The sequence below is a fragment of the Lonsdalea populi genome (assembly GCF_015999465.1).
Taxonomy (GTDB): Bacteria; Pseudomonadota; Gammaproteobacteria; order Enterobacterales; family Enterobacteriaceae; genus Lonsdalea; species Lonsdalea populi.
In genome coordinates, this window is sequence record NZ_CP065534.1 from 3,478,145 (window position 1) to 3,495,828 (window position 17,684).

16 protein-coding genes are annotated in these 17,684 nt (G+C 57.5%); 5 read left to right on the forward strand and 11 right to left on the reverse strand.

Translation table 11 applies throughout. The features are described from left to right. The 3 genes from ftsP to parC form a co-directional block, all read right to left on the reverse strand. Positions 1–1,416 (reverse strand): cell division protein FtsP, encoded by a 1,416-nt coding sequence (gene ftsP / locus I6N93_RS15370; RefSeq protein ID WP_085685744.1) that lies wholly within the window; start codon positions 1,414–1,416, stop codon positions 1–3. A 103-nt stretch (positions 1,417–1,519) separates the two neighbouring features. Next, entirely contained in the window at positions 1,520–2,257 is a 738-nt protein-coding gene (locus tag I6N93_RS15375) for a 1-acylglycerol-3-phosphate O-acyltransferase (RefSeq protein WP_085685746.1), read from the reverse strand. A gap of 212 nt (positions 2,258–2,469) precedes the next feature. Further along, positions 2,470–4,743, reverse strand: coding sequence for a DNA topoisomerase IV subunit A (gene parC, locus I6N93_RS15380; protein ID WP_085685748.1), 2,274 nt, complete (start codon positions 4,741–4,743; stop codon positions 2,470–2,472). 257 nt (positions 4,744–5,000) lie between these two features. Here parC and I6N93_RS15385 point away from each other — a divergent pair, with 257 nt between their 5' ends. Beyond that, positions 5,001–5,582: an NAD(P)H-dependent oxidoreductase gene (locus I6N93_RS15385; RefSeq protein ID WP_085685750.1), complete on the forward strand. Its 582-nt coding sequence runs from the start codon at positions 5,001–5,003 to the stop codon at positions 5,580–5,582. Positions 5,583–5,617: 35 nt separating this feature from the next. Here I6N93_RS15385 and I6N93_RS15390 read toward each other — a convergent pair whose 3' ends face one another. From I6N93_RS15390 to nudF, 6 genes are all read right to left on the reverse strand, one after another. Further along, positions 5,618–6,514: a LysR substrate-binding domain-containing protein gene (locus I6N93_RS15390; RefSeq protein WP_085685752.1), complete on the reverse strand. Its 897-nt coding sequence runs from the start codon at positions 6,512–6,514 to the stop codon at positions 5,618–5,620. Between the two features lie 22 nt (positions 6,515–6,536). Further along, positions 6,537–8,432, reverse strand: a complete 1,896-nt coding sequence (gene parE, locus I6N93_RS15395; protein ID WP_085685754.1) for a DNA topoisomerase IV subunit B — start codon at positions 8,430–8,432, stop codon at positions 6,537–6,539. Positions 8,433–8,547: 115 nt separating this feature from the next. Beyond that, positions 8,548–9,129 (reverse strand): esterase YqiA, encoded by a 582-nt coding sequence (yqiA, locus tag I6N93_RS15400; protein WP_112103960.1) that lies wholly within the window; start codon positions 9,127–9,129, stop codon positions 8,548–8,550. After that, positions 9,129–9,956, reverse strand: coding sequence for a 3',5'-cyclic-AMP phosphodiesterase (cpdA, locus tag I6N93_RS15405; protein WP_085685756.1), 828 nt, complete (start codon positions 9,954–9,956; stop codon positions 9,129–9,131). The genes yqiA and cpdA overlap by 1 nt, the downstream gene beginning before the upstream one ends. Positions 9,957–9,983: 27 nt before the next feature. Beyond that, positions 9,984–10,406, reverse strand: coding sequence for a DUF1249 family protein (locus tag I6N93_RS15410; RefSeq protein WP_026744045.1), 423 nt, complete (start codon positions 10,404–10,406; stop codon positions 9,984–9,986). Positions 10,407–10,410: 4 nt separating this feature from the next. Next, positions 10,411–11,043 (reverse strand): ADP-ribose diphosphatase, encoded by a 633-nt coding sequence (nudF, locus tag I6N93_RS15415; RefSeq protein ID WP_085685758.1) that lies wholly within the window; start codon positions 11,041–11,043, stop codon positions 10,411–10,413. A 361-nt stretch (positions 11,044–11,404) separates the two neighbouring features. Between nudF and tolC the strand changes: the two genes are divergently transcribed. From tolC to I6N93_RS15435, 4 genes are all read left to right on the forward strand, one after another. Then, a complete protein-coding gene (tolC, locus tag I6N93_RS15420; protein WP_085685760.1) occupies positions 11,405–12,793 on the forward strand; it encodes an outer membrane channel protein TolC in 1,389 nt (462 codons plus the stop codon). A gap of 243 nt (positions 12,794–13,036) precedes the next feature. Continuing rightward, positions 13,037–13,750, forward strand: coding sequence for a DUF1190 family protein (locus I6N93_RS15425; RefSeq protein ID WP_085685762.1), 714 nt, complete (start codon positions 13,037–13,039; stop codon positions 13,748–13,750). 12 nt (positions 13,751–13,762) lie between these two features. After that, complete coding sequence (locus I6N93_RS15430) at positions 13,763–14,923, forward strand: glutathionylspermidine synthase family protein (RefSeq protein ID WP_085685764.1); 1,161 nt, start codon at positions 13,763–13,765, stop codon at positions 14,921–14,923. Between the two features lie 225 nt (positions 14,924–15,148). Further along, positions 15,149–15,703: a tetratricopeptide repeat protein gene (locus I6N93_RS15435; RefSeq protein ID WP_085685766.1), complete on the forward strand. Its 555-nt coding sequence runs from the start codon at positions 15,149–15,151 to the stop codon at positions 15,701–15,703. Between the two features lie 65 nt (positions 15,704–15,768). Here I6N93_RS15435 and ygiD read toward each other — a convergent pair whose 3' ends face one another. After that, positions 15,769–16,551: a 4,5-DOPA-extradiol-dioxygenase gene (gene ygiD / locus I6N93_RS15440; protein WP_099017408.1), complete on the reverse strand. Its 783-nt coding sequence runs from the start codon at positions 16,549–16,551 to the stop codon at positions 15,769–15,771. A gap of 215 nt (positions 16,552–16,766) precedes the next feature. Further along, positions 16,767–17,684, reverse strand: a complete 918-nt coding sequence (locus I6N93_RS15445; protein ID WP_085685768.1) for a LysR substrate-binding domain-containing protein — start codon at positions 17,682–17,684, stop codon at positions 16,767–16,769.

Below are 17,684 nucleotides of genomic sequence, written 5' to 3' on the forward strand. Positions count from 1 at the left end.
TTAGGCGTTCGCCTGCACCACCAGTTGCCCGGCCGATCCTTTGTCGGCCATCTCCAGCGTATGGCTATAGTACAGGAACGGGAAAAGGTCGACGGAAGGCTGATTGAAGTACACCAGCAGTTCCACGTCGTTCTCCACCCATACCGTATCTTTCCAGCCATTATCTTCCGGCGGAATTCTGCCGCCGTTAACGCTGCGCACCAGGAAGGAAGCACCCTGAATATGGAAGGGCTGCGCCGTATCCGCATGCACGAGCCAGCGCTCACAGCGCCCGGCCTGCGTCTGCACATCCGTCCGGTTCATATCCCACATCGCGCCATTGATGCCCGGTAAGGTATCGCCCAGCCGGAATTCACGGGTGCGGCTGATGGTGCTATCTACAATGTTGTCCGCCATCAGCCGCATCGGCAGCGTGTCGGTCACCAGCGGCAGCATCCCGGTCGGCTTCAGGGTCAGAATCTGACCGGAGACCAGAATCGAGGACGGCTCGAACAGGCCGCGCAGGCGGTCCATAATGCCGGCAGACTCGCCGGCGGTCAGCGTCACCTGGTCGCCTTTCGACATATCGATCAGGATTTCACGACGTTCGCCCGGCGCGATTGGCAGCAGGTTCAACGCCAGCGGCGCGGGTAGGAAACCCTGATCGTTGGCGATCAGATGCATTGGTCGGCCATCGCTCATCTTTAAAACGTAGCGGCGCGCGTTGGAAGCGTTCAGCAACCGCAGTCGCACCCAGCCGCGAGACACCTCGACAAACGGGGTCTGCATGCCGTTGACCAGTAGGATGTCGCCGACGAAACCGCCGTGGCTCGGCGGGTCGTACTGCGGCGTGCCAAAGCCGTCGAGCCGTTTGTCCTGAATTATCAGCGGAAAATCGTCGACGCCATAATGGTTGGGGATCGGCAACGATTGGCTGATGCGATCTTCCACCAGCCACAGGCCCGCCAGACCGTTATAGACATGCGGCGCCATGCGGTTCGGCGTATTGGCATGATACCAGCAGGTGGCGGCTGGCTGGCGGATCGGCAACACCGGCGACCAGTCCATACCGGCCGGAATGATGCGGCCAGCGCCCCCCATCAGCGAGCCCGGCACCTGCAAACCGCTGACGGTCATCGATACCGGCTCAGACAAGCGGTTACTGTAAATCAGCTTGACGTCATCATCGCTGTACACCCGGACCGTGGGGCCGAGATAACGGCCGTTGATTCCCCAGACCGCAACTTTGCGATTGCCGGAAAAAACCCAGTGTGCGCGCTGTAGGGTCAGAAAGACCGGCTGCCCGCGACGGGACTCGATGAGAGGGGGAATAGGTAACATGTTGGTAGAAACATCAGCCTTGGCCGTCAACGGTATGGCACTGGAACACAGGGCCACACCCGATGCCCGAAGAAACTGACGCCGGCTTAATGACATAATCACTCCGAAAACCTGTAAAACCGCATGCTGCCTATCACTTCCCGAAGGCAGTACAGAGCTGCTGATACGCCGCCACCGGACCGTGCGGCTGGACTAACGGCTACCGTTTTTTAGCGGCTTCCCGAGCGGCGACTTCCGCATCGAGCTGCTGAATTTTTTCAGCCATCACCGCGTGACAGTGCGCCGCCAGTTCCCGGACCTGATCCTTACCGTAGGCGCTGCAATCCACCGGCGGCAGCATTTCGACGATGACCAGGCCGTTGTTCCAGCGATTGAGCTTGACTTTGTTATGCGTGTTGGAGATGCAGATCGGCACCACGGGAACGCCCGCGCCAATGGCCGCATGGAAAGCGCCGGTTTTAAACGGCATCAGGCCGCGCCCGCGGCTGCGGGTGCCTTCCGGAAACATCCACACGGAAATATGCTGTTCTTTGATGTGCTGCACCACCTGCGCAATGGTGCCGTGCGCGCGCGCGCGGTTGTCACGGTCAATCAGCAGGTTGCCGGTAATCCAGTACAACGGGCCGAAAAACGGGATCCAGGACAGGCTCTTTTTACCGACCGTAATGGTGCGTGGCTGTACGACGTTGGCCGCCGTGATCATGTCATAGTTGTTCTGATGATTGGCGATGTAGATACAGTCGCCATAGCGAGAGACATCGTCAGGAACGCGAATTTCGACCTTCAGGCCGAATAACCGCGAAAGCCGGCCGAACATACGACCAAAAGTCGATACGTGCTGTGGATTTCTCGGGCTGAATAAACAGTAGATAAAGCCAAACAGACAAATCAGGATAGCGGACACTATCACGACCACAAAGCGAAGAAGAAATACCATAACAACCTCATTAGCCAACTGCCGCCGGTAGTATAGCGGCTTCCTTCCAAAACACACGGCGAACCTTGCTTTTGAATGTATCCAATATTCAGCATGAACGCCGTGGTCAGAAGCACAACCTAAAAACGCCTTATCCCCCGGTGAAACACACCGAAAAATAAGGCGTCAGTTATCTCAGCCGCGATTGCCGCGGCGCTGATAACGCGCGCGCGTTAGGCGTCGCCGCTCTTATCCTCGGGGGCCGGCGGAGATACCACTTCTACCCGATCCACCCGTTGCAGGCCGCGCGGCAACAGCGTGCCTTTACGGCCGCGTTCCGCACGGAATTTCTGCAAATCTTCCGGCCGCAGGGTCAGCTTGCGTTTACCCACATACAGCGTCACGGAGGACTTCGACGTGATGATAAACAGCCAGCCGATCTTGTCTTCGCCGCTGGCCGCCTGAGCGGCAGGGATGGAGACGATTTTGTTGCCCTTTCCTTTCGATAACTGCGGCAGGTCCGTCACAGGGAAGAGCAGCATTCGCCCGGCGGCGGTGATCGTCAACAACAAGTCGTCGTCGCTATGGACGCTCAGCGGCGGCATGACCTTCGCGTTGTTCGGCAGCGTCAGCACGCTTTTCCCAACGCGGTTGCGCGCCACCAGATCGCTGAAGGTGCAAATAAAGCCGTAGCCGGCGTCGGAAGAGAGCAGCAAGCGCTGGTCGTCCGCCGCCATCAGCACCTGTTCCACCGTCGCGCCCGGCGGCGGCGTCAGCTTGCCGGTCAGCGGCTCGCCCTGCCCTCTGGCCGATGGCAACGTCAGCGGGTCGAGCGCATAGCTGCGGCCGGTGGTGTCGATGAAGACCACGGGCTGGTTGCTCTTCCCGCGCGCAGCCGCCCGGAACGTATCGCCGGCGCGATAGCTCAGCCCGGCAGGATCGATATCATGGCCTTTGGCACTGCGCACCCAGCCCATCTCAGACAGGACAATCGTCACCGGCTCGGACGGCAGCAGGTCGTGCTCATTCATCGCCTTCGCTTCGCCACGCTCGCGCAGCGGCGAACGGCGCTCGTCGCCGTACGCCTTGGCGTCGGCCTCGATCTCTTTTTTCAGCAGCGTGTTGAGTTTGCGCTCGGAGGCCAGCAGGGCCTGCAGCTGATCGCGCTCTTTCGCCAAGTCATCCTGCTCGCCGCGGATTTTCATTTCTTCCAGTTTGGCAAGGTGACGGAGTTTCAGTTCGAGAATCGCTTCCGCCTGCGTTTCGCTCAGGCTGAACTGCTTCATCAATACCGGCTTAGGTTCGTCTTCGGTGCGGATGATGTGGATCACTTCGTCGATATTCAGGAACGCGACCAGAAGACCTTCCAAAATATGCAGGCGTTTAAGCACCTTCTCTAGCCGGTAGTCGAGCCGACGCCGGACGGTGGCGCGTCGGAAGACCAGCCATTCCGTCAGGATCTCGCGCAGCCCTTTCACGCTGGGCCGAGCATCCAGACCGATCATGTTCATGTTGATGCGGTAGCTTTTTTCCAGATCGGTGGTGGCGAACAGGTGGTTCATCACCATCTCCAGATCGATACGGTTCGAGCGGGGAACCAGCACCAGACGCGTCGGGTTTTCGTGGTCCGACTCATCCCGCAGATCTTCCAGCATCGGCAGCTTCTTGGCGCGCATCTGACTGGCAATCTGCTCCAGCACCTTGGCGCCGGACACCTGATGGGGCAGCGCGGTGATTACGGCGGAGCCATCTTCTTTCTTCCACACGGCACGCATGCGGACGGAGCCGCGACCAGTCCGATACATCTTACGCAGCTCTTCGCGCGGCGTGATGATTTCCGCTTCGGTCGGGAAGTCCGGTCCCTGCACCCGCTCCAGCAGCTCCTCCAGCGTCGCGTCCGGATTGTCGATCAGCGCGACCGTGGCGGCGACGATTTCACGCACGTTGTGCGGCGGTATATCCGTCGCCATCCCGACGGCGATGCCGGTGGTACCGTTCAGCAGCACGTTCGGCAGCCGGGCCGGCAGCATTTTCGGCTCCTGCATCGTGCCGTCGAAGTTCGGCGTATAGTCCACCGTCCCCTGACCCAGCTCGCCCAGCAGCACTTCGGCGTATTTAGACAGGCGGGATTCGGTGTAACGCATCGCGGCGAAGGACTTCGGATCGTCCGGCGCGCCCCAGTTTCCCTGACCGTCGACCAGCGGATAGCGATAGGAGAACGGCTGGGCCATCAGCACCATCGCTTCATAACAGGCGCTGTCGCCGTGCGGATGGTATTTACCCAGCACGTCGCCGACGGTTCGAGCGGATTTCTTGAATTTGGCGCTGGCGTTCAATCCCAGCTCGGACATCGCATAGACGATGCGGCGCTGAACCGGCTTCAGGCCGTCGCCGATAAACGGCAGCGCCCTATCCATGATGACGTACATGGAGTAGTTGAGATAGGCGTTCTCTGTAAACGTGTGCAGCGCAAGGCGTTCTGCGCCGTCATGAGTCAATTCACTCATTCATTGTCCTTAAACCGTGGCGTTGGCTGTCCTAAACAGATCAACCCCGTCAGTGTGATAGAAACTGCCCGCGATAGTACCGCAACTTGTGGCTGACTGTCACAGTGCCCGGTACGGCCGTTGCATCCGGGTATTGGCGTGTGATTATTGCTGTTTAGTCAAAAGTGTTGTGCGCTACCGCACATTTTTCTCCCCCACGCCGCTGAATACACTACTCTTCTATTCATTAATGACTCATCGAAGGTGGGATAACGGCTATGCACAACATTTTGCTTATCAATGCGGGAAAAGCTTTTGGCCATTCCAAAGGACGGCTGAACGACACGATGACAGACGTGGCGGCCAGTTTCCTGCGCGAAAAAGGCGATGATGTCCGCGTGACTAAGATAGACGATGGTTACGATATCCAGCAGGAAGTCCAAAATTACCTGTGGGCCGACACCATCATCTATCAGATGCCCGGCTGGTGGATGGGCGCGCCGTGGACGCTAAAAAAATATATCGACGAAGTCTTTACCGGGGGTCACGGCTCGCTGTATGCCAGCGACGGTCGCACCCGTTCCGACGACAGCAAAAAGTATGGCTCAGGCGGTTTGCTGCAAGGCAAAACCTATATGCTGTCTCTGACCTGGAACGCGCCGTTGGAAGCGTTCACCGACAAAGACCAGTTCTTCCACGGCGTCGGCGTGGATGGCGTCTACCTGCCGTTCCATAAAGCCAACGAGTTCATCGGACTGGCCGCCTTGCCGACGTTCATCTGCAACGACGTGATCAAGCAGCCCGACATCGACGGCGACATCGCCCGTTACCGCGAGCACTTGGGAAAAATCTTCGACTGATCCTCATCGGCGCGGCCCTCGCTCCTGTGTCCAGGTTATAGCGGATGCTGCGCTATCTCTTCACTCAGAAAATCAAGAAAGCAGGCGATTCTCCCCGCCAACGGGTGCGCGCGGTAATACACGGCATTCACCGGCAGGCGCATATCAACGGTGTGCTCCGGCAGAATCTGCACCAATCGACCCGCCGCCACATCCTCGCAGGTCATAAAGTCCGACAGCCGGGTTATTCCCTCTCCCCGCAGCGCCAGCTGGCGCAGCATTTCCCCGTTAGACGCCGAAATGGTCGGCGTGATGGTGAAGAACTCTCCGCCCGCGTGCCGCAACGGCCACTGATTCAAGCTCTCTGATTGAGTGAAACCCAGCAGCGTGTGCTCATTCAGCGCCTCTACTGAACACGGCGCGCCATGTCGCCGTAAATAGTCCGGGCTGGCCAGGACGCTCACCTGACTGGCGCCGAGCGATCGGGCGTGAATCGTCGAATCCCGCAGTACGCCGATGCGGATGGCGATATCGGTATGCTGTTCGAGCAGATCGATAAAGACATCATCCGTATTCAACTCCAGGACGATGTGCGGATAACGGCGGCGAAATTCGGGAATGAGGGGGACGATGACGTGCTGCATAAAGGTTGTCGCGGCATTGATCCGCAGACGCCCACAGGGCTGCTCGCGAGATAGAGCCAGTTGCTCTTCCGCCTGCTCTACCGCCTGAATGACGCCGCGGGCATGCACTAAAAACAGCTGCCCTTCTTCGGACAAGACCAGCCGACGCGTCGTGCGGTGCAGCAGCGTGACGCCGAGTTTGTTCTCCAGCCGGCTTAACGCCCGGCTGATGCCGGAGGTGGTTTGAGCCAGTTGGTCGGCGGCGGCGGTGAAGGAACCGCTGTCCGCCACCACGACGAACGCCTGCATTTCTTCCAGCGTGACTTTCATCGGAGTACCATTGCGTTAGCCGTCAGACCTCAATTTCCGCTTCATCGCCTTTCTCCTGTAGCCAGTTGCGGCGATCTTCAGAACGCTTCTTCGCCAACAGCATATCCATCGTCGCCATCGTCTTTTCGACATCCTCTTCGCCGATGGTCAACTGCACCAGACGGCGCGTGTTCGGGTCCAGCGTCGTTTCACGCAGCTGGAGCGGGTTCATTTCGCCCAGACCTTTGAAGCGCTGCACGTTAGGCTTGCCTTTTTTGCGTTTGAGACGCTCCAGAATGCTGTTTTTTTCCTCTTCATCCAGCGCGTAGTGCACCTCTTTGCCGAGGTCGATACGGTACAGCGGCGGCATTGCCACATGCACATGGCCGCCTGCGACCAGCGAACGGAAGTGCCGGACAAACAGCGCGCACAACAGCGTGGCGATATGCAGGCCGTCCGAGTCGGCATCCGCCAGAATGCAGACTTTACCGTAACGCAGCTGGCTCAGATCTTCGCTGTCCGGATCAATGCCGATCGCCACGGAGATGTCGTGAACTTCCTGCGATGCCAGCACCTCGTCGGAAGAGACTTCCCAGGTATTCAGGATCTTGCCTTTCAGCGGCATGATCGCCTGATACTCACGGTCACGCGCCTGTTTGGCGGAACCGCCCGCGGAATCGCCTTCCACCAGAAACAGTTCGGTTTTATTCAGATCCTGCGCCGTGCAGTCCGCCAGCTTGCCCGGCAGCGCCGGTCCGCTGGTCAGCTTTTTACGTACCACCTTCTTCGCGGCGCGCAGGCGGCGCTGGGCGCTGGAGATCGCCATTTCCGCCAGTTGCTCGGCCGCCTGGACGTTCTGGTTCAGCCACAGGCTGAAGGCGTCTTTGACGACGCCGGAAACGAAGCCCGCGCACTGGCGTGACGACAGACGCTCTTTGGTCTGCCCGGCGAACTGCGGATCCTGCATTTTTACGGACAGGACGTAGGCGCAGCGCTCCCAGATATCGTCCGCGCTCAGCTTCACGCCGCGCGGCAAAATATTGCGGAATTCGCAAAATTCCCGCATCGCGTCCAGCAGCCCCTGACGCAGGCCGTTGACGTGCGTACCGCCTTGCAGCGTCGGGATCAGGTTAACGTAGCTTTCCGTCAGCAGCTCTCCGCCTTCCGGCAACCACAGCAACGCCCACTCAACCGTTTCGCTGTCCCCCGTGATGGCGCCGGTGAATGGCTTCTCCGGCAGCGTCGGCAGGCCGTTGACCGCCTCACAAAGATAGTCGTTCAGTCCGTCCTGATAGCACCAGCGCTGCTCGGTATTATTGACGCCGTCTTTGAAGACGATCTCCACGCCTGGACACAGCACCGCTTTGGCTTTCAACAAATGCGTCAGTCGGGAGACGGAGAAGCGCGGGCTGTCGAAGAAGCTGCCGTCGGGCCAGAAATGAACGCGGGTGCCGGTATTGCGGCGGCCGCAGGTGCCGGTCACGTCGAGATCTTTCACCTTGTCGCCGTTCTCAAACGCCATATCGTAGACTTGACCGCCGCGACGGACGGTGACTTCAACACGCGTAGACAAGGCGTTGACCACCGAGATCCCCACGCCGTGCAAACCGCCGGAAAACTGATAGCTTTTGTTGGAGAATTTACCGCCTGCATGCAGACGGCACAGGATCAGCTCAACGGCGGGCACCCCCTCTTCCGGGTGGATATCGACGGGCATTCCGCGGCCGTCGTCAATGACTTCCAGCGATTGGTCGGCATGCAGAATCACCTCGATACGATGCGCATGACCGGCCAGCGCCTCATCGACGCTGTTATCGATGACTTCTTGTCCCAGGTGGTTCGGGCGGGAGGTATCCGTGTACATACCTGGACGGCGGCGCACCGGCTCCAGTCCGCTGAGGACTTCAATGGCGTCAGCGTTATAACTTGATTGTGTCATGGTTTGAATGAGTTAAGTCGTTGTTTGAATGATATGACGTCGTACAACCGGCACTCGGATGACGGGCCCCCTGCGCTGTGGCTCCGGCCCGTTCACGCCATTGACATCATGGCAGTCAGCGCCTGGTCAGCCCCAGAAAATCAACGATAGGCGCAAAAAAGTGCTCAAATCCTATAAACGCGTGGTTACCGCCGGACTCCACCGTCTGACGACAGGCGGTGTAATAGGCCACGGCCTGCCGGTAGTCCAGACGTTCATCGCCGGTTTGCAGCAGGCACCACAGCAGATCCGGGGATTCCAGCGGTTCGACCTGCATAGTTTTAAGATCGTAAACGTGCCGAGACTCTAGCACATATTGCTCGCCGGTGTAGGGATTGTGCTGAGGCCCCAAATGGTCGAGCAACAGCTCGAACGGCCTGACGGCGGGGTTCACCACCACCGCGGGCAGCAGGAAGCATTGGGACAGCCAGGTGGCGTAATATCCCCCCAACGAGGAGCCCACGATGCCCAGCGGCCGGCCGGCGCGCTCCATGACCAGACTCTCCATCAGCTCTGCCGCTTCCGCCGGGTAGGCAGGCAGTTGGGGAACAATCATGTCGATGTCGGGATGATGTTCGGACAGCCACCGACCTAACGCCGTTGCCTTTGCCGAATGGGGCGAACTATTGAACCCATGAAGGTAAAGCAAGGTAGGCATCAGTAACCGTCCGAGTCCATATCAGGCTGGAAGGCGTTGCCTTCCAGACGGACAACCTGCGTTTCGACGCCGCCATCCGGCAATAAGTCCAGATAACGCCAGCCGGGAGCGGCGTTGTCTATCGTGAAGTTGGTGCAATGCGGTTTGAACTGCACGCAGGTGGAGGGCGTCGCCAACAGTCGGCGGCCGTGCCAGTCCAGATCCAGTTCCTGATGAATATGCCCGCAGAGCACCGTGTTGACGAGGGGATAGCGGGACAGCACGTCATCCAGACTGTGCGCGTTGCGCAGGCTGTGTTGATCGAGCCAGGTGCAGCCCGAGGGCAAAGGGTGATGGTGCAACATCAGCAGGGTAAAGCGTTCGGGATGGCCGCTCAGTATCCGCTCCAGCCACTCCAGTTGATACTCGCTCAGCTCGCCATGCGGTACGCCGAACACCTGGCTGTCCAGCAAGATAACCTGCCAGCTCTCCCCCAGCAGCACGTGTTTGGACGGCGCGATGCCGGCCAGCGCCAGCGCATCCACCATCGCCGGTTGGAAGTCGTGATTGCCGGGCAGCCAGACGCAGGGAGCGTTGAAGCGGCGGATCCCCTCGGCGAAGTGTTCATACGCCGCCAGCGACTGGTCCTGCGCCAAATCGCCCGTGGCGGTGATCAGGTCGAAGTCGTGTTGCCGTGCGGCGATAGCCTCCAGCACCGCGTGATAACTGTGATAGGTATCCACGCCAAGCAGAGTTTCCTGCTTGCCAGCAAACAGGTGGGTATCTGTTATCTGTAAAATCCTGATTCTGGCCCCACGCGCCACAGGAAGTGTCAACAGGCTTTCCAAATGGTGTCCTTGGTCTGTGAAATCTGTCTAATAAACCGGAACCGACATCGAACCATACGCTAAACAGTATTTTAGCCAATCAGCGAGGAACTGATTGATTTGATGCTTTTCGTCACGTTGGTGTAGCTTTTTATTGGGATAATCATAACGTGCCTTAAAGCGAAAGATCTGCTGACTGGAACACACTTCCGCGACCATTGCATCGTGATAAAGCCGCACAACCAGCGTCGGCAGGCTCCAGTAGCTTACCGCTGGCGCAATCTGCTGGATCTCCACCAGCGAGGTGTAGCGGGTAGACTCAAGAATCGTTAAACGATAGCGAGCCTGCTGCACGTGATACTCCACTTTTTCACCCACTTCATCCTGACGCGGCAGCAGACGGCGCAACTGCGCGAAGTTCATTTCGCACAGCCGCATCATTTCGGGAAAGTCGGGAGTATAACGTTTCATCAACTCAGTCCACCCACTCAGTTTTCAGTTTTTCATGGTGCAATGCCAGCCATTGCAAGGCAATGACAGAGGCTGCGTTATCAATCACACCCTCTTCGACCCAGCGATAGCTCTGTTCACGGCTGACCACCTGAACGCGAATATCTTCGTTTTCCTCAGCCAGCCCATGCACGCCCTGTGCGGTACGAGTATCCACTTCCCCGACCATAATGGTCAGGCGCTCGCTCGTGCCACCCGGACTCGCCAGGTAGCTGAGCACCTCGCGGCAACGCCCTACCGTCAGACCCGCTTCTTCCTGAGCTTCGCGCCGCGCAACGTCTTCATGGCTTTCGCCGGGATCAATAATGCCTGCGACCAGCTCAAACAGCCACGGCGAATCACTGGTATCGTAGGCGGCAATGCGAATCTGTTCAATCAACACCACCTCGTCGCGCACCGGGTCATACGGCAGCAAGACGACGGCATGGCCGCGTTCGAGAATCTCACGGCTGACCTCGCCGCTCATGCCCCCCTTGAACAGGCGGTGACGGTAACGGTAGCGGTCCAGCGAAAAAAAACCTTTATACAGCGTTTCACGTGCAATAATTTCAACATCGTCTTTGTTAAAGGTGAAGGGCCGAGTCTTTGAAGACGCCATCTTTGTACTCCTGTGATATGTCTCGTCATCTCAGTGTATATTGCTGCTGGGGATGCTGGCCGGAGTACCCGTCGATTGAAGCGATATTGACCCGAACCTGACGTCAGACGTTGCCGTCACGACAGAGCGAAACCGTCAAAAACGGAGAATTTATGCCCACGGCCTTTTGACCGTACCGGACGCATCAACGGGAATTTTTCCCCACTTTGCGGCAGTCGATAAAATACGTCAGGGCGCGGATGTCGCCTCAGGATGGCACATTCAGCCACCTCATCTTATTGTAAGATTCTGCTAGAATCGGCAACTAATCGTCCCCAGATGGCGCTACCATAGCAACTTTGCTGCACAACAAGGAATGCAAATGAAGAAATTGCTCCCTCTTCTTATCGGCTTGGGTCTGAGCGGCTTCAGCTTTATGAGCCAGGCGGAAGATCTGCTACAGATTTATCAGCAGGCTAAAACGACAAACCCCGATTTACGCAGTTCTGCAGCGACTCGTGACGCCGCCTTTGAAAAAATCAACGAAGCGCGTTCTCCCTTGTTGCCGCAATTAGGTCTGGGTGCGGATTATACCTATACCAGCGGTTTCCGTGACAGCAAAGACGTGAATAACAACGTGAAGAGCGCCTCGCTGCAACTGACCCAAACCCTGTTTGACATGTCCAAGTGGCGCGCGCTGACGCTGCAGGAAAAACAGGCCGGTATCGAAGACGTCACCTATCAAACAGCGCAGCAAACGCTGCTGCTGAATTCCGCCACCGCCTATTTTAACGTGCTGCGAGCGATTGATTCACTGTCTTACGTCACCGCCCAGAAAGCCTCTATTTATCGCGAACTGGATCAAACCACTCAGCGCTATAACGTCGGTCTGGTCGCCATCACCGACGTGCAGAATGCCCGTGCACAGTACGACAGCGTGCTGGCGAGCGAGGTCACCGCCCGCAATGCGCTGGACAACTATATGGAAGTGCTGCGTCAGGTGACCGGCAACGTCTATCCTGAACTGGCCAGCGTGAATACCGCCAACTTCGCGGCTCAAAAACCCGAGCCTATCAATACGCTGATGAAAACGGCGGAAAGCCGCAACCTGAGCCTGTTGTCCTCCCGTTTGAGCCAGGATCTGGCTCGCGAGCAAATTCGTTCCTCGCAGACCGGTTATATGCCGACGTTGGATCTATCCGCCTCAACCGGCGTGAGCAACACCCGTTATTCCGGGTCTCGCTCAGCGGAAGGCAGCTTCAACGACAGCGATGTCGGGCAGAATCAGGTCGGCCTGAGTTTCTCCCTTCCGCTGTACAGCGGAGGAGCGACCAACTCTCAGGTTAAACAAGCGCAGCATAACTATGTCGCCGCCAGCGAAAATCTGGAGAGCGCGCACCGCAGCATGGTTCAGACCCTGCGTTCGTCTTACAACAACATCTCTGCGTCCATCAGCAGCATCGCCGCCTATAAGCAGGCCGTCGTTTCCGCGCAAAGTTCTTTAGACGCCATGGAAGCCGGTTATCAGGTAGGGACGCGCACCATCGTTGACGTTCTGGATGCGACAACCACGCTGTATAACGCGAAACAGCAGCTATCCAGCGCACGTTACGACTATCTGATTAACCAGCTGAACTTGAAATATGCGCTGGGAACGCTGAACGAAAACGATCTGCGCGCGCTGAACGCCACGTTGGGCAAACCGGTATCCACGACACCGGCGCCGACCGAGGACGACAGCACCCGCACCGTTTTCGCGGCCGGTCACTGATCGCTTTTGGCAAATCCTGACATGATACGGCGGGAGCGTGCTCCCGCCGTATCAGTTAACGATGGATCACTTCACGGCGAATTCTCTTCAATGCGAATGATCTTTACTGCGAATTGTATAGCTGCGTAAAAAAGCCCGCGCCCACTTGTGCTTGGCTTTTAAAACCCAAGCCGTTCACCTATTCTACAAACCTTTACTGATATGTTGGGCAAGATGCCCTTTTCCTCGGGAAGACACCACACCATGAAAAGAACACGCAACATCAACTATGATCGCTTCCGTAAAAGTTGGCGCCGCTTTCCTTTGGCACCGCTGACGCTGGCCATGGGGTCCATCTTTATGCTGGCGGGCTGCGAAAAGACGGATGAAACCGTGTCCCTCTATCAGAACGCGGATGACTGTACTCGCGCCAACCCGTCCATGAAGGACCAGTGCACCACAACCTATAACAACGCACTGAAAGAAGCCGAGAAGACCGCCCCGAAATATCGGAGTCAGGAAGACTGCGTCGCTGAATTCGGCGAAGCGCAGTGTATTCAGACCCCCGCGACCACCGCATCGGCCCAAAACTCGCCGGCACAGGCCGGTATGACGGCGCAGCCGCAGGAAAGCGGCAGCTTCTGGATGCCGTTAATGGCGGGCTATATGATGGGCCGCATGATGGGCGGCGGCGGATATGCCCAGCAGCCGCTGTTCAGCCCGCGTTCGGCGGCTAGCCCGGCGAATGGTCAGTTCGTCGACGCGAGCGGCAAAAACTATGGCAGCGCGGCAACCGGCCGCACCATCACCGTACCTAAAACCGCGATGACGCCGAAACCTGCGACCACGACCACAACCATGCGCGGCGGCTTCGGCGAGTCCATCACCAGACAGCAACAGCAGTTGAGAAAAGAGCGAGATAACACCGCCTCCCGCTCAGGTTCAAGTTACCGCAGCCACAATTCTATGGGTGGGTAAGGCTCAGACACAATGGAAAGAATAGCGATAGCGGAACGCCCTGGCTGGCGTGAAAAAGCCACCGAGTTCGGCTTCAATTTTCACACGATGTACGACGAACCCTATTGGTGCGAAGAAGCTTACTATCGGTTCACACTGGCCCAGATCGAAGAGCTGGAGTCTACGACGGAAGAGCTTAACCAAATGTGCCTGCAGGTGGTGGATAACGTCGTCAACAGCGAAGCGCTGCTGACCCAATTTCGAATCCCCAAGCACACCTGGGATTTCGTGCGTGAATCGTGGAAGAGCCAGCAGCCCGCGCTGTATTCCCGGCTGGACTTGGCTTACGACGGCATCAATCCGGCGAAACTGTTGGAAAATAACGCCGACACGCCCACCTCGCTATTCGAGGCGGCATTCTTCCAATGGGGATGGCTGGAAGATCAGATCAACGCTGGGAAACTGCCGCAGAACGCCGATCAGTACAACAGCATTCAGGAGCAACTGATTGAACGCTTCACCGCGCTGCGTCAGCAATATGGTTTCGGGATGCTGCACTTTACCTGCTGTCAGGACACCGAGGAAGATCGCGGCACCGTACAGTATTTGCAGGATTGCGCAGAGGAAGCCGGCATCACGACGGATTTTCTCTACATCGACGAAATCGGTCTGGGTGAACGCGGCCAGTTCACCGATCCCCAGGATCAGGTGATTAGCAACCTGTTCAAGCTCTACCCGTGGGAATTCATGCTGCGGGAAACGTTTTCCACCAAGCTGGCCGACGCGGGCGTGCGCTGGCTGGAGCCAGGTTGGAAGAGCATTATCTCCAACAAGGCGCTGCTGCCGCTGCTCTGGCAGATGTTCCCCAATCATCCGAACCTGCTTCCCGCCTACTTCGCGGAAGAGGAGCATCCGCTGATGGAGAATTATGTCGTCAAACCGCTATTTTCACGTGAAGGCGCGAATATCGAGATCGTCCAGAACGGTCAGAAAATCGCCTCTGCCGACGGTCCTTACGGCGAAGAGGGAAAAATCGTGCAGCAGTACCATCCGCTGCCGAAATTTGGCGACAGCTATACGCTGATCGGCAGCTGGCTGGTCGGCGATAAAGCCTGCGGTATCGGTTTGCGAGAAGATACCTCGTTGATTACACAGGACTTATCTCGGTTCTATCCGCACATCATTCTGAATTGACGCCACCGGCAGGCGGCGCCACGGCCCGCCGTCTGCGTCTTTGCTTTTCACTCTTCGTTTTTATACTCTCAACAAGAAATTCATTTTCTGCCTTTTATTCTCCCTTTGAAAACGTCTCTGTTTGATTAAATATCGCATTCAGCCCCACTAAAAATCATTGATGGCCAGATTCATCTCGATAAGGGCTGCTTTATTTTTTGATGGAATTGAACACAAGGGACGATCATGAAAAACATGCTGGTGATGGCACTGCTACTCGGTCTTCATGCGGCTTCGTTCGCGCAATACGAATTCGCCGCGCCAGAAACGACGCCCCACTCTTTGGCGCAGGAAATCACCCGGGAAGAACAACTGCTCAGGACGTTGAGAGAAAAGGCGGAGCACGGCAGCGAAGAAGACCGACATCAGCTCACCGATCGGTTGCTTCACAGTAACTGGCCGCCATACCGGGCGGAAGGCATTGAATGGTTGAAGCAGGAAGCGGACGCCAACGACGCGCGGGCGCAATTCCGGCTAAGCAAAATTTACCTTGGCAGAATGCCCAATGAAAACGACCCGGAAAGCGGACTGATTTACCTGAAAAAGTCGGCAGAAGCCGGTTTCGCTCCCGCGCAAATACTGATGTCTGTCGTGTTGAGCAAGCACCCGCAGTTGCCGAGAGATTTAGAGCAAGCCAGACAGTGGGCTGGAAAAGCCTTAAACAACCCAGACGCCACGCCGCAGTTGAAAGAGGGCGCAGACAATATGATCGCCTTCATTGAAGGACACTCGGCGCCCTAAACCAACCTAACACGGAGTGAATGTACGCAAGAGCCGCTCACTCGGCGCTTCTGCGTTCGACATCATCAGCCAACCTGCACCGATAGCATACTGAGAGAGCCCATTTCGATACCGTCGACCAGTATCGATACCGGCTCTTTATCACGTCGGCAGCCCAAGACATACAGCAGCGGCAGGAAGTGATCCGGGGATGGGTTAGCCATTGCCGCATCGGGGTGCTGCATGAAGTTCACCAGCGGGTGTTTGTCGCCGCTATACGTCAGGTTGTCGCGGACAAACTGGTTAAAGACGCTAGCCCAGGGATACGGCGTCATATCCCCTTCCCACTTCACCTGAAGCAGGTTGTGGACAACGTTGCCGCTGGCGACCATCATCACCCCCTGATCGCGCAGCGCGGACAAACGCCGCCCCAGTTGATAGTGATACTCCGCCGGCTGTGTACCATCGACGCTCAGCTGCACTACCGGAATATCCGCCTGCGGGAATACCTTGATTAATACGCCCCAACTGCCGTGATCCAGCCCCCATTCACGCTCGTCGAGATGCACCTGAACGGGTGCCAGCAATTGCTGGATCTGACGAGCGAGCGCCGGAGATCCCGGTGCAGGATATTGGGTATCAAAGAGCGCCTGTGGAAAACCGCCGAAATCATGGATCGTCCGCGGCGCGTTCATCGCAGTCACCGCAGTGCCGCGGGTAAACCAATGGGCGGAGACGGCCACTATCGCCTTCGGCCGGGGCAACGCTTCACCCAATTTCCGCCACGTCGCCGTATAGATATTGTCTTCCAGGACGTTCATCGGGCTACCATGACCGAGGAAAAGTGCGGGCATCCGGGAAACGTTCATAACAGTACCTCTGATAAAGTGGAAATCGCGCGAGTCGTAAGCGCTACTGTACGCGCAGAAGGGGCATAAAATCGTCGGATAACCATGACCAAGACCATCAAAAAATTTGAATCGACAGACTAAACGACGGTTTTCACAAGGGACGGTCAGACGCGGCTGGATGAGTCTTATGCTCGGAAAGAAGAGGACTGAAGAAGAGATGCGCGGCAAGTCCGCTATCTGTACATATCGAAAACGCCGTCCGTGCTGCCGATGTGCTGCCGTTCCCGAAAGGCGGCCAGGAACGCCGTCAGGGCCGCCGAGCGATTTTCCGGATGCCAGGCCAGAGCCAATTCGATGGTGGGCGACGCTTCAGCTAGCGGCAGCGCCACGATACCTTGAGGGAAAAGCCGGACCGATTGTTCCGGCAGCAGACATACACCGCCAACCGAGTTGATTAACGAGAGAGCCATCATTAGGTTCTCCGACTGATAGGCCGCATCCAGCGCCACGCCGTGTCGATTGGCGTAATCATGGATGGCATCGTACAGCACCGGCGCATGCTCGCGCGTGACACAGATAAAAGGCTCCCCGACGAATTGCGCGAGATGGATGACAGATTCCTGTGCCAAGGGGTGATTGGCAGGCAGTGCGGCGATCAGTTTTTCGCTGCGCAGCGTTTGGATACTCAGTCCTTGCGCCTGACGGGAAGGCCGTATGAACGCCGCATCGATCTGCCGTTCCTTTAGCTGTGTGATCAGCACGGGGGAAGACTGGCTGTGCATCGCCAGCTCAACATGCTCCAGTTCTCCATGCAGCGCATTCATCACCCGCATCAGTTGTTCGGCCTCCACGCCGAACACAAATCCCAGCGTCAAGCGCCCCGACTGCCCGCGCGCAACCTCCCGAGCCCGTTCTACTGCGCGGTCGGCCTGAGCTAGAGTGAGTCGAGCCTCGTCCAGGAACGCACGACCGGCCTGGGTCAATTCGATATGACGGCCCGAACGTTCGAATAACGAGGTGCCGACGTAGGACTCCAGATCGCGAATTTGCCGGCTCAGCGAGGGTTGCACCGTATTCAGACGTTTGGCGGCGGCGGTGAAGCTCCCGGTCTCTGCAACGACGACGAAATAGCGGAGATGACGCAGTTCCAT